Below are 12,831 nucleotides of genomic sequence, written 5' to 3'. Positions count from 1 at the left end.
GCACTGCCGCGCGGTGCTGGTGGCCGCCTCATTGGTAAGCCGCGACGCATCTCTACCTCGTTTCTCGCTCGCAGCTTCCAAGCCGTTCAACTTTCTAGCTTTTTACCTCCCCAACTTTCTAACTTCCTCATCCTTGGATTCGGTTAAAGCCAAAAAGCACCTCGGGCAGCACTTTCTCACCGACCTCAACATTGCCCGCAATATCGTGGAGGCCCTGCGCCTGCCGGGCGGGGTGCGGGAGGTACTGGAAATCGGGCCCGGCATGGGCGTGCTCACCCAGACGCTGCTCCAGCACCTGGAGTACCGCACCTCGGTGGTGGAAATCGACCGGGAATCGGTGGCCTACCTGGGGCAGCACTTTCCGGCGCTCCAAGGGCGCATCTTCTCCCAGGATTTCCTGAAGATGGACCTGGGCCAGCTCTACGACGGGCAGCCCCTGAGCATCATTGGCAACTTTCCCTACAACATCAGCTCCCAGATTTACTTTCAGGTGCTGGCCCACCGCCACCAGGTGCGCGAGTGCGTGGGCATGATTCAGAAGGAAGTGGCCGACCGCCTCGCCGAAGGTCCCGGCTCGAAAACCTACGGCATCCTGAGCGTGCTGCTCCAGGCCTTCTACGACATCGACTACTTGTTTACGGTGCCTCCGCACGTGTTCAGCCCCCCGCCCAAGGTGCAGTCGGCCGTGATACGCCTCACCCGCAACGCCACCGAGCGGCTGGACTGCGACGAAAAGCTGTTCTTCCAGGTAGTGAAGCAGGCCTTCCAGACCCGCCGCAAGACGCTGCGCAACGCGCTGAAACCGTTTGGCTTGCCGGCCGAGGCTACCACGGATGCCGTGTTTGACAAGCGGGCGGAGCAGTTGGGCGTGGCGGAGTTTGTGGAGCTGACCAAGCACATTGACCTGCACAAAGCCGGATGAGGTTTCTCGCTGAGGTTCGCAGAGGTAAAGCGCAAAGGTTGGTAGTGTGATAACAAAGCAATTCTAATTCTCAAATTTTAATTGAAACCCACCCTCTGCCTCGTCGTCGACGACATGCACCCCAGCCTGCCCGACTACATGCAGGACATCGGCGTGCAGCTTCATTACCGCCCCGACCTCACGGCAGCCGAAGTGTCGGCGGCCCTGGCGGCGCACCCGTACGAGGGGCTCATCGTGCGCTCTAAAGTGCGCGTGACGCGGGAGCTGCTGGCCCACGGGCCACAGCTGCGCTTCGTGGCGCGGGCCGGAGCTGGGGTAGACAATATTGATGAAGAGGCCCTGGCTGCGGCCGGCGTGACCCTGCTCAACGCCCCTGAAGGCAACCGGGACGCTGTGGGTGAGTACGCTGTGGGGTTGCTGCTGGCCCTGCTGCGCAACATCGTACGTGCCGACCAGGAGGTGCGCACCGGGCAGTGGCGGCGCGAGGCCAACCGGGGCGAGGAAATAGGAGGGAAGACCATTGGGCTGCTCGGCTACGGGCACATGGGCCGGGCGTTTGCCCGCCGCCTGTCGGCCTTTGGCTGCACGGTGCTGGCCCACGACCATGATGCGCGCTGCATCCCCGACCACCATGCCACGCTGGTAAGCCTGCCGGAGCTACAAGCCCGCGCCGAGGTGCTCAGCCTGCACTTTCCCTACTCTGAGGCCAACCACCATTTCGTAAATGAGGACCTGCTGGCCGGCTTCCGCAACCCGCTGTGGCTGCTGAACACGGCCCGCGGCGAAGTGCTGGACCATGCCGCCGTGGTGCAGCGCCTGCAAACCGGCCAGCTGCGCGGCGCCGCCCTCGACGTGCTCGAAAACGAGCGGCTTGCCACGTTGACCCCCGAGCAGCAAGCCCGCTTCGACTACCTGCGCACCGCCCCCAACGTCATCCTCTCGCCCCACATCGGCGGCTGGAGCTTCCAGAGCTACGAGCGTATCAACCAGGTGCTGGCCCGCAAAATCGGGGAGTTTTTGACTTTAGGGGCTTAGGGTCTTGGGGTCTTAGGAGCTTAGATGACGTTCAACGAAACAGAGTTATCCTGGTGGCGCTGGCGGCAGACTTCTCGCCTTTGGCGAGGCGTCTGCCCGCCGGTGGATGGAGCCAGTCTCTCGACTGGCGGCCGCAGCAGGCGGCCAGCTCGCGTCTGCGCCGTGTGGGTCAACCTCCTACGCTAGAAGACTGTAACGCGAAGTTGTACTTCGCGACGCGTTAGAGCGTTGCCGCACGATTTCGTTCTGACACGTTGCGAAGTACAACTTCGCGTTACAGTCTTCTAGCTGCGCCAGAGCCCACATGGCGCAGAGGTGAGCTAGCCGCTAGTTGGAAGACTGGCCCCATCTCCCGGCGGGCGGACGCACCACCTCTGCTGGCAAGTCTGCCGCCAGCGCCACCAGGATGAGGTACGGCACATCATCTAAGCCCCTAAGACCCCAAGTCCCTACCTACTTTTCCCAACCTTTCGTATATTTGCCTAAACCTGTTTCGGGGAGAACGGCCAGCGCAGCTGGCCGTTCTCCTTGTTTTTTTGAGCTTACATCACCCCATCATGGCTACCATCAACTATTATACTCCCGAAGGTCTTCAGAAACTCAAGGAAGAACTCCAAGACCTGAAAATCCGCGGCCGGGCCGAAGCAGCCGAGCAGCTGCGCGAAGCCCGCGACAAAGGCGACCTGAGTGAAAACGCGGAGTATGACGCGGCCAAAGAAGCCCAGGGCCTGCTGGAGCTGAAAATTGCCAAGCTGGAAGAAATTGTGGGCAACGCCCGCTTGCTCGACGAGTCGAACCTGGATGCCAGCAAAGTGCTCATCATGAGCAAGGTGAAGCTCCGCAACCTGAAAAACAACATGGTGCTCGACTACACCCTGGTGGCCGAAGAAGAAGCCAACCTGGCCGCCGGCAAAATCTCCGTGAAGTCGCCCATCGGCAAGGGCCTGCTGGGCAAGTCCGTTGGTGATACGGCCGAAATTACCGTGCCGGCCGGTAAGCTGCAGTTTGAAGTGCTGGAAATCAGCCGTTGATAGAGAAGTGAGAGGGTAGAAGTGAGAGGTGAGACTGGTTGGGTCTTGCCTCTTTCTTTTTGCGGGCAACTTCGTCCGCTTGACCGTAGAGACGCATATTTGCGTCTCGTCGTGGACAACCACGGTGGACGGCGCGTACAACAAGAAGCTAATTCGCGTCTCTGCCATTTCTCACTTCTCGCCTCTCACTTCTCGCATCTAAAAAATGCCTTCCATCTTCACCCGCATCGTGCAGGGCGAGCTGCCCGCCTTCAAAGTAGCCGAGGACGAACACCACTTGGCTTTTCTGGACATTACGCCCCTGGTAGAAGGCCACACGCTGGTTATTCCCAAGCGGGAGGTAGACTACATCTTCGATTTGCCGGCTGAGGAGCTGGCGGCCTTGCACCAATTTGCCCAGCGCGTGGCCCTGGGCGTGCAGCAGGCCGTGCCCTGCCGCCGCATCGGGGTGGCCGTCATCGGGCTGGAAGTACCCCACGCCCACATTCACCTGATACCCATGAGCAAGGTATCAGATATGAACTTTGCCAACCCCAAAATCAAGGTGGCAGCGGAGCGCATGCAGGAGCTGGCCGCCGCCATCGGCGCGGCCGTGGCCCAGGTGGGTGAAGCTCACGCAGCGGATGCAGCTGACGCCCCCGCCGGGGCCGGCCCGCTGGCTGAGCTAACCCAGGGGCTGTACTACGTAAGTGAGTCGGAGGCGCCGCTGGAGGCGGTAAGTCTGCCGGCTCCGGCGGGTCCGCTCACCGACGCGGCCGTGGCCCAGCTGGCCGGGCAGCCCGTCGGCACGCCGGTTGAAAAGCAGGAGCTGACGTATTTCCTCCGCAACCACACCGCCGACAACGGCGTGCTCGGCAACCCCGAGCTAGCCAACCGCTTCAAAGCTCTGCAAATGTACCTGAAGCAGGAGCTGGAGGGCGTGCAGGTGTACCGCTTCGGCCAGGGCCCCCAGGTGCCGGTGTACGTGCTCGGCAAAACCGCCGATGGGCAGCTGGCCGGGTTCAAAACCGTGCTGACCGAAACCTAGATAAGCTGTACGGTCGGCCTTCGGGCCGTTGTATATCTTTGCGCCTTCATGCTCCTCGCCATTGATGTGCACTACCAGGCCGGCCGCGCCAACGCCGTGTGCGTGGCGTTTGAACACTGGGAAAGTGAGCTGCTGCACAGCAGCACGTCGGTGGTACTGGAGAATCTGGCCGAGTATGAGCCCGGCGCCTTTTACCGGCGGGAGCTGCCCTGCATACTGGCGCTGCTGGACATGCCGCCTGTGCCGCTCAGCAGCGCGCAAGCCCTAATAGTCGACGGCTACGTGTGGCTGGGCGAGGATGACCGGCCGGGGCTGGGCTACCACGTGTATGAGGCGCTGGGGCGGCAAGTGCCGGTGGTAGGCGTGGCCAAAACCCGATTTTCGCCCCTCAGCCGGCAGGTACGGGAGGTGCTGCGCGGCACCAGCGGCAACCTGCTGTTTGTGACCAGCTGCGGGCTGCCCGCTGACGTAGCAGCCGACTACGTGCGCCACATGGCCGGTCCGCACCGCGTGCCCACCCTGCTCCGTCAGCTCGACCAGCTCACCCGCCAGTGGCCCGCCCCGCTGCCGCCTCTTGCGTAAGCTGTCATTTCAATCTGAATTGCAGATTTCTGGATTGCGCGGATTGTGGTGACGTCGTTTTTTAGTTATGTCATGGTAAGCCGGCTGCTTCGTCACCGAAATCCGCACAATTCAGAAATCCGTGTACTCCGCGATTCACTTTTCCATGCAACACCTCCTGTGGCTTGCCGGGCTATGCCTGGTTAGCTCCCTACCGGCCGCGGGCCAAACGGCTGCGCCCAAGATGCCCAAGCCCATCCGCAAACCCCTGGCCGGCATCCAGGCCAAGGCATTTGAAGCCCACGTGCGCTACCTGGCCGATGACCGGCTGCAGGGGCGGCAGCCGGGTACGCCGGGCTACCGCCAGGCGGCCAACTACGCCGCCGACCAGCTCAGGAAATACGGGGTGGAGCCGGCTGGCGACAACGGCACCTACCTGCAAACCGTGCGGCTGCGGCGGGCCTTCACGGAGCCAGGCGCTACGCTGCGCCTGCAAGCCGCCGGCTCCACACTCAACCTGCCGCTCACCTACGGCACCGACTTCACCTGCTACCCCAACCCCGGCGAGACAAGCACCCAGGTAGAAGCCCCGGTGGTGTTTGCCGGCCTGGGCATTTCGGCGCCGGAGCTGGGCTACGACGACTACGCCGGCCTCGACGCCCAGGGCAAAATGGTGGTGGTGACGCGCGGCATCGAGCCCCGGCAGTTTCCGGACGCCGTGCGCCTCTACAACACCGACCTGCTCACGGTGCTGCAAACCGCCGTCCGCCACGGAGCCGTGGGCGTGCTGCTGGCCTCCGTGAAGCCCGCCGCCCGCCTGCCCGAAGCGTCCCGCGGGCAGGTGAGCGTGCTGGGCACTGATGGCCGCGTGGCCGTGTCCCGGACCTACGCCGGGCCCCAGCTGCGGGTGGTGGGCTCGGTGAGTGCAGCCACCTTGCACCAGCTGTTCATGGGCGCGGCCACCGACACGGCCCGCGCCCTGGCTTCGCTGCGGGCCGGGCGGCCGGCTTCGGTGGGGCTGGTTGGGCAAGTAGCGGCCAGCCAGCGCAGCCGCCACCAGGATTTCGAGAGCTATAACGTAGTAGGTAAAATCAGTGGCTCCGACCCGGCTTTGCGCGAAGAGTACGTGGTGCACACCGCCCACCTCGACCACCTGGGCGTGGGCCCGGCCGTGCAGGGCGACTCCATCTACAACGGGGCCCACGACAACGCCACCGGCGTGGCCAGCGTGCTGGAAATTGCCGGGGCCTACCGCCGTCTGCGCACCCCGCCGCGCCGCTCGGTGCTGCTGGCCCTGGTGACGGGGGAGGAGTTGGGCCTGCTGGGCTCGGCCTACCTGGCTCAGCACCCGCCCGCGCCTCCGCGCCAACTGGTGGCTAATATCAACACCGACATGCCCACCATCATTGCCCCGTTGCTGTCCGTTGTGCCGCTGGGTGCCGAAAACTCTTCCCTGGCCGCGCCCGTGGCCGAAGCCGCCCGCCTGCTGGGCCTGACCGTGGAGGCCGACCCCGAGCCCGCGCAAAACCGCTTCATCCGCTCCGACCAGTACTCCTTCGTAGCTCAGGGCGTGCCGGCCGTGCACATCAAGTACGGCAACCGCACCGCCGACGGGCAAAACAACCTGAGCCAGCTGGTACAAGCGTGGCGGGCCCGCACCTACCACAAACCCCAGGACGACCTCAACGGCCAGTTCGACTGGCAAGCCGGCCAGCTCTACACCCGCCTCAACTTTCTGCTGGGCTATCTGGTAGCCAACGACGCGAAGCGCCCCACGTGGAACGAGGGCAATTTCTTCGGGGAAAGCAGGCTGTAAGCTGTAGCGCGAACTGTGCAGTTAGCGTATCGGCCGGACTGGTAGAACGACAATCGTTGTAACGACCCGGCCGATACGCGAACTGCACAGTTCGCGCTGCAGCACTACATAGCTACTCTTCCTCCACCTGCCGGGCTAGCAGGGCGATGCTCAGGCCAATCAGGGCAATAATCGAAAACGACACCCGCAGGCTGCTCAGGCCGGCTACCAGGCCGATAACCGGCGGGCCCAGCAGAAACCCGGCGAAGCCCACCGTGGACACGGCGGCCAGGGCCACGCCGGCCGCCATGGTGCGGCTGCGGCCCGCCGCCCCGTACACCAGCGGCACCACCGACGACACGCCCAGCCCCACCAGCAGGAAGCCCACTGTGGCGGGCACCAGCTGGGGCAGAGCCACGGCCAGCAGCAGCCCGCCCGCCGTGAGCAGGCCGCTAACCTGCAAGGTGCGGGCCCGCCCAAACCGGTCCGTAAACCAGTCGGCAATAAAGCGGCCGGCGGCCATGGTGCTCATGAAGGCGGTGAAGCCCACGCCAGTGAGAGCCTCCTCCACGCGCACCACCTTGCGGAAATATACCCCGCTCCAGTCGAACATGGTGCCTTCGCAGAGCAGGGAGCAGAACGCCAGCAGCCCTAGCAGCAGCATGGGCCGATCGGGCAGCACGAAGATGGGCTGGCCCTGGGGGCGGGGGGCGTCGGTGGGGAGCAGGTAGGGACGGAGCAGCAGCACCCCGGCCGCTACCAGCGCCGCCATGCCCGTAAAGTGCGGCAATGGGGCCACGTGCTGGCTTATCATCAAAGAGCCTAGGGCCGCCCCGCCGAAGCCCGCCAGGCTCCAGATGCCGTGGAAGGAAGCCATAATGGACTTGTCGTAGAGGGCCTCCACGCCTACGGCCTGGGTGTTGACGCTGATGTTGGCCAGGTTGCTGACCAGGCCGTTGAGCACCAGGGCCGCCACCAGCCAGGGCGTGGTGGGGGCCAGGCCCAGCAGAGGCAGAGTGGCGGCATAGAGCAGCACCCCCAGTACGGCCAGGGTACGGCTGCCATAGCGGGCCACCAGCCACCCCGAAATCGGCAGGGAAATCAGCAGGCCTACGGGCACGGCCAGCAGCACCCCGCCCAGCTCGGCGTCGGAGAGGCCCAGGCGTTGCTGCACGCTGGGAATGCGGGAGGCCCAGGTCGAAAAGCACAGGCCCTGAAACAAGAACGCCACGCTCACGGCCACGCGGTGTGTGGTGCGGCGGGAAGAGGCCACGGAAAGGGTGTGAATAGACATTCGTATGAAAGCTGCCCAGCAGCCGGCTAGTCAAAAAAATACCCATTGCGCCCACGGTAAGGCGGAATGGGTGGAAGTCAGAAGGATAGCGCGGTGGGACGCGGAGCGAATATCGGGAGTTGATACGGGAGTTGGCGGGTGAGGTTATGGTTGGGCCCGCGCCGCTTGATGCGCAGTATCCCGTGGAGTGGGGAGCCAAACGCCAAGTCGTTCGACGCCGCCCCTGCGGAACGGCTACTGGCTAATTTGGCAAGCAGCAATCAAAAGGCCGCAATGGGTGGCGGCCGGCCGCATAGCGGCCCCAAGGTTTGTAGCCCAATGCACAAGATCAGTTTCCGCGCCGCGTAGCGGTGCAAGAGACGCCTGGACCATCCGGATGTATCTTGTACTGCTATGCGGCGCTTCGTTCCAATATGCTTTTTATTCTACAAACCTTTCGGCCGCTACGCGGCTTCTCACTAAATCTGCTTGTAAGCCAACTACTAGGCTAGTGCTAACTGATAGCCGTGCTGGAGGCGCCAGCCGGAGGGGCGGCGTAGAATAATGTCGTCAGGCTCCCCCTCTCCACGGGATACTGCGCATCAGGCAGCTGCAGAGCCGGGGCGTGAGGCTTCTACCGTACCGGCCCGGTATCCACCTTCTTCTGCAAGCGGGTCTGCACCTCTGGAGGCAGCTGGCTGAGCAGGTCGAGGCCGGTGGCTTGCTCGATAATAGCAACCGACACGCGGTAGCGGCTCCAGTCGGGGCTGACGGACTGGTCGTTGGGGGTGTCAACGGCGAGGATGCGGGCCTGGCCGGCGGCAATGCGGCGCAGGTCGTCGGGGCCTTCGGGCAGCAGCACCACCACTTTCCAGATGCGGGCGGGCACGGTGACGCGGCCCTGGTCGAGGGTGGTGGCGTAGCCGTTGGCGCCGGTGCCGCCCTTGCCGTAGCAGCCCATGATGATGTAGGCTTCCTGGCCCTGGCGCACCTGCTGGCGGGTCCACTCCTCCAGGGCGCTCCAGGTGCGCTGGTTGTTGTTGCCGGCCTGCGGTATCATGTTGGTCATCAGGAAGGTGTTGGAGTTATCGTCCAGGTCGAAGGTCCGGTCGCCGCTGGGGCAGCTGTGGCCCTTGTCGAAGCCTGAGCCGCTGTAAGAGCGGGGCGTAACGGCGTAGAACTGCCGGGGCAGGGCGGGGTCGGGGCGGAAGTCGTCCTGGCGAGGAGCCGAGCCCATCCAGGCCGGGCTCAGGTGCCAGCTTACCCAGGTGGGCGTGCCGCGCTGGGCGTTGTAGCCCACGGCGTACTGGGGCTTGCTGAGCAGGTAGTTGGTGGGGGAGCTGAGGCTGGCCGTGGCCCCGCTGGGGTTGCCTAGCAACAGGTGGTCGGACAGGGATTTCAAGTCCTGGGGGCTCAGGGTCCTGGTGGCCTGACCGGATGACGGGGCAGCGGAGGGCGGGGAGCCGGAGCCGGTTGGCGAAGCCGCGGCCGGGGCCGCCGGGGCTCCGGCGGCCGGGTCGGGGGTGGTGGCCAGCTCGATGTCGTCGAGGTTGAGGCGGGCGGGGCTGCCGTCGGTTTTGCGGATTTCCAGGCGCAGGGGGGCCGGCGTGGGCGCCAGGAAGGCGCTGACCACCAGGCGCGGGCCCTGGGTGCGCACGGGCTGGCCGAGGCGGCGGTAGCTGCGGCCCCCGTCCTGGCTGGCCCACAGCTCCCAGGTGCTGGCCGGGTCCTGGCCGTAGGCGGCCGAGCTGATGCGAATCAGCCGCACGCCGGCCGGGGCGTCGAAGGCCATGCGCAGGCGGCCCCGGCCGCGGAGGCGGGCGGCCTGCCGGCCCCGCTTGTGGTCTTGGTCGGAGGAGCCCAGCAGGGCATCGTCGAGCAGCCAGCGGCCAGTGCCGAGGGCTTCCTCGGCGGGGGTGTAGGCACTCTTGCTGCCGGTTTCAAAGGTTTCGGTGAGGCGCGGGGCGGCCTGGTTAGCCGGCGCTTCGGCGGGCGGGGCCGCGGCAGAGGAAGCAGTGTCGGGCTGGGAGCAGGCCAGGGTAATACCCAGCAGCAGGAGGGAGGCAGGGCGAAGCATGGGGCAAGATACACGGTTCACCCCCTCCATAGGGCATGGGTGGCGCGAGATGCTGCGGTATCCGCGTCGACGGAGCGGCGTGTAGCAGATGGGAAAGGGCAGCCAAGGGTCGCGTCTCTACAGCCAATCGAGCCGGTGCAGGTTGTTCTGACCGTGCGGATGCCGAGGTGCAAGATACTGCGTCTATACTCCGGGCAGGCGTCATCGGCAGCGTCTATGTAAGAGCCGAGAGACAGGAAAGGAGAATATCTTTCGGCATGAAAAAACTATGCTGCCTCATCATAACTGCCGTATTCTTTCAGCTAGCCCAGGCTCAGACGGTGGTCCGGGTACAGCCCATAAACCTGGTGCCAGGCGCCCACGCCACCCCTACCCGCACCGACGATACCATTCTGGTAGAGCTGACCGACACGCCTGAAGCGGGGTGGCGGCGGCTAGCGCAGGTGCTCGTAGGGCGGGGCTACAGCATTGCGCACAGCGACAAAGACCTGCTCACTGTCTCCACCCATGTGTTGGAGCTACCTGGTCATCCCTTCCGCGTAACAGGCATGGTAATAGGCCGCACGGTAGTGCTGCGCTTGTATTTGGGTGGAGAGGTCGAGCATATTGGGTATCCAACCCGCCGCTCCAACCGCGGCGGTGGCAACAGCTGGGACTGGCGGGAGCTGGAAGCCATTGCCCGAGAGCTAGGCGGGCCGGTACAATACGCCACCTCAGCCGCTCAATAGCCTAGCTCTTAGTAGCTACCGAGCGCAGTGGGTTGAGGCTTCACCAGGCCGTGTGGACAGCCAGCACCGAACAAGGCCGGTCTGCTGAGTGCAGCCCAAGCATGTCGCGCGAATAGGGCATCATATGGTAATGAGCAGCTGCTTTGAGGTATTTTATTTCAAATCTCAAATAAAATACCTCAAAGCAACCGCTTAAAGCTGGTAGAGCAGGTATTGGGTAGTCCGGAATTTTGTTTAAGTGCTGGGAATAACCTGCCTTTGATGGGCATATTAGGCCAGCCCAAGCTATCCAAGCCTACTTTCTTTGATTGGAGACTAGAAGTTTCAAATTAGATTCCGTCTGGTTGAGCTACTTTGCTGGTGCAGCGCCTCAGAAGCGACGTAGTGTCGCATACTTGCCTCTACAGCCAACGTTTCAGTAGCGTAGTGGGGTGGTTTTCAGGTTCCAGCGTGTCTAGTTTCAGGTGTGGTACTTTGCCGGACAGAGGCTATTGGTGCAGCCTGCCGGGGGTAAAAAATCCCGCTTTGCGGCGGCCTTGGTGCTCTCTGGTCCGTACCACTCTACGCACATTCACCACTCCAACCATCACCACGCTATGGCAAACGAACAACTGAAAACGCTCATTCAGCAGGGCCTGGCCGCCCTGAAAGCCGGCAGCCAGGTGGCAGCCGGCGCTACGGCCGAAATCCAGAACGACGTGCGCAACCCCCAGCTCAAGCAGGCACTGGAACAAGGCAACGAAACGGCCAAGCAGTGGGCCGCCCGCATCGAGCGGGCCCACCAGGAAGCCGGCGGAAGCGGAGAGCAGCGCAACCCTATCCTGGAAGCCCACTACGAAGTCAGCCAAAAAATCCGGCAGCAGGCCCCCGACGACACGACGCGCGACCTGGGTATCATTGCCGCCGGCCAGCTGGCCCTGCACTACTGGATTGCCTCCTTCGGCACGCTACGCACCTACGCCGCCCAGGCCGGCCTGGGCCAGACCGAGCAGGACCTGCAAGCCTGCCTCGACGAAGCCAAGCAAGCCGACGAGCAGCACACCCGGATTGCCGAGCACATCATGGGGTCGGCCTAAGCCGGATTCGTGTTGCCAGGGCCTCACGTGCCTCCTCCGGGGCCGGCCCTCTACGCCGCTTGATGCGTGGAATAGGAGAGAGGGGAGCCAGACGACCTACGTGGGACGGTGATTTGACAACTGCTGCTCTACGTCAGGTTTAGCAGAACACGAAAGCGGGGAGCAACCTGGTAGCGCACCGGATTGCTCCCCGCTTTTGGTATAGTGTAGCCGCTGCTTGTTGTCGTAGCTGAAGAGGTGGCAGACGCAGGCATTGCGGCCCTAAAGGGTAGGTTTTGGCCGTTGGGGTGGAGGTAGGGGTGTGAGCGGAAGAGAAAAGTATATGAGCCGATGCTAAAAAAGCTGGCTTATAAATCCTTATAGGGTCTTTTTGGCCAAGCCCTATACATGGCTGTAAAGTGCTTGTTTACAGCGTCAAGTCCTATTTCCTCAAAGATATTGTTATGCTCACACTGAGCTTCCTTAAATACATTTTCCCAGATATAATAATCCATATGCCTGATAGAGTTTAAGTCTCTCTTTTCATTGATGAAAATTCGCTCTATTAACAAAATGGCTTTGATTCTAAGAAAGAGCGTTGCTGTTGGTAGTTGCTGTGACAGCACTTTTTCTATAGAATCATATAAGCTTACGATGCTTCTCTCATACACTAGCGAATCTTGTTTGCCGTCTTCAAAAGACCACTTTTCAAGAATAGATAACGCAGCCCTTCTTTTCTCTTGCTTGGATTCGTCGGGTAGGCCGCGCCATTGTATTTCCTCATAAACACGTTTCACTAATGATGATTCTTGTTTGATCTGTAATTCGATACCTACTGATTTTGATGTGTTATTTAACATATTGTCATACTCATTTAAAATACTTGCTAAGCTTAGCTCTTCTTGCTGGGACATAATATTTTTGAAGTTAGGATAGTTTGAATTAAAAAAATGCGGTTTATTTTATATACAGTTCTTTTATCAATCAGTTATCCTCGGTAAGGTATGATAAATGGCCCCGGTGCAGTGTTGTCCTGTTCACTCATCTCCTCCGCGGTCAGCGAGAAGCACACGGCCTAGCTGGACTTTTATTCAACTGAGCTGCGGCTGTCGAAGCGTTGTAGCATGGTACTCACGCAGCAGTTGCGGCCCCATAGCGTGCTCAGCGTGCCTTGGCCGTCCGAGCGCAGGAAGGTGACGTGGGCGTCGACGACGGCCGTGGAGGAGGCGGCCAGGGCTTGCAGTTCCTCGTACTGGGCCAGCGTGAGGCGGCTGGTGACCAGCTGCCAGCGGCCCCAGCACACCTTGCCGCGGGGGCGGCCCCGGTA

Annotated in this window: 12 protein-coding genes; 8 read left to right on the top strand and 4 right to left on the bottom strand. The window is 62.4% G+C overall.

Going from position 1 to position 12,831, the window contains the following annotated elements; translation table 11 throughout:
* Window positions 1-133 precede the first annotated feature (133 nt).
* The 6 genes from rsmA to OIS53_RS06070 all read left to right on the top strand — a co-directional run bounded on the left by rsmA (window position 134) and on the right by OIS53_RS06070 (window position 6,392).
* Complete coding sequence (gene rsmA / locus OIS53_RS06100) at window positions 134-922, top strand: 16S rRNA (adenine(1518)-N(6)/adenine(1519)-N(6))-dimethyltransferase RsmA (protein ID WP_264681513.1); 789 nt, start codon at window positions 134-136, stop codon at window positions 920-922.
* Window positions 923-1,003: 81 nt separating this feature from the next.
* Entirely contained in the window at window positions 1,004-1,957 is a 954-nt protein-coding gene (locus OIS53_RS06095; protein ID WP_264681512.1) for an NAD(P)-dependent oxidoreductase, read from the top strand.
* A 557-nt stretch (window positions 1,958-2,514) separates the two neighbouring features.
* Window positions 2,515-2,988 carry a transcription elongation factor GreA gene (gene greA, locus OIS53_RS06090; RefSeq protein ID WP_264681511.1) on the top strand — a complete coding sequence of 158 codons (474 nt, stop codon included), beginning with the start codon at window positions 2,515-2,517 and terminating at the stop codon, window positions 2,986-2,988.
* Between the two features lie 205 nt (window positions 2,989-3,193).
* Window positions 3,194-4,015, top strand: a complete 822-nt coding sequence (locus tag OIS53_RS20370; RefSeq protein ID WP_319805480.1) for a nuclease A inhibitor family protein — start codon at window positions 3,194-3,196, stop codon at window positions 4,013-4,015.
* 48 nt (window positions 4,016-4,063) lie between these two features.
* Window positions 4,064-4,597, top strand: a complete 534-nt coding sequence (locus OIS53_RS06075; RefSeq protein WP_264681510.1) for an endonuclease V — start codon at window positions 4,064-4,066, stop codon at window positions 4,595-4,597.
* A gap of 145 nt (window positions 4,598-4,742) precedes the next feature.
* Window positions 4,743-6,392 carry a M28 family peptidase gene (locus OIS53_RS06070; protein ID WP_264681509.1) on the top strand — a complete coding sequence of 550 codons (1,650 nt, stop codon included), beginning with the start codon at window positions 4,743-4,745 and terminating at the stop codon, window positions 6,390-6,392.
* Window positions 6,393-6,504: 112 nt separating this feature from the next.
* Here OIS53_RS06070 and OIS53_RS06065 read toward each other — a convergent pair whose 3' ends face one another.
* Window positions 6,505-7,665 (bottom strand): MFS transporter, encoded by a 1,161-nt coding sequence (locus tag OIS53_RS06065; RefSeq protein ID WP_264681508.1) that lies wholly within the window; start codon window positions 7,663-7,665, stop codon window positions 6,505-6,507.
* A gap of 613 nt (window positions 7,666-8,278) precedes the next feature.
* Window positions 8,279-9,721: a DNA/RNA non-specific endonuclease gene (locus OIS53_RS06060; RefSeq protein ID WP_264681507.1), complete on the bottom strand. Its 1,443-nt coding sequence runs from the start codon at window positions 9,719-9,721 to the stop codon at window positions 8,279-8,281.
* Window positions 9,722-9,978: 257 nt separating this feature from the next.
* On the opposite strand from OIS53_RS06060, the gene OIS53_RS06055 reads away from it, so the two are divergent.
* Both OIS53_RS06055 and OIS53_RS06050 read left to right on the top strand, forming a co-directional pair.
* Window positions 9,979-10,449: a hypothetical protein gene (locus OIS53_RS06055; protein WP_264681506.1), complete on the top strand. Its 471-nt coding sequence runs from the start codon at window positions 9,979-9,981 to the stop codon at window positions 10,447-10,449.
* A gap of 596 nt (window positions 10,450-11,045) precedes the next feature.
* The gene (locus tag OIS53_RS06050; RefSeq protein WP_264681505.1) at window positions 11,046-11,525 is read left to right on the top strand and encodes a YciE/YciF ferroxidase family protein; all 480 of its coding nucleotides are present in this window, start codon (window positions 11,046-11,048) and stop codon (window positions 11,523-11,525) included.
* A 347-nt stretch (window positions 11,526-11,872) separates the two neighbouring features.
* Here OIS53_RS06050 and OIS53_RS06045 read toward each other — a convergent pair whose 3' ends face one another.
* Window positions 11,873-12,418 (bottom strand): hypothetical protein, encoded by a 546-nt coding sequence (locus OIS53_RS06045; RefSeq protein ID WP_264681504.1) that lies wholly within the window; start codon window positions 12,416-12,418, stop codon window positions 11,873-11,875.
* A gap of 173 nt (window positions 12,419-12,591) precedes the next feature.
* Window positions 12,592-12,807: a hypothetical protein gene (locus OIS53_RS06040; protein WP_264681503.1), complete on the bottom strand. Its 216-nt coding sequence runs from the start codon at window positions 12,805-12,807 to the stop codon at window positions 12,592-12,594.
* Between the last annotated feature and the right edge of the window lie 24 nt (window positions 12,808-12,831).

Origin of the sequence: Hymenobacter sp. YIM 151500-1 (genome assembly GCF_025979885.1) — a bacterium.
Taxonomy (GTDB): Bacteria; Bacteroidota; Bacteroidia; order Cytophagales; family Hymenobacteraceae; genus Hymenobacter.
Note: the sequence above shows the minus strand (reverse complement) of the source record. Positions and strands in the feature narration are given on the sequence as shown.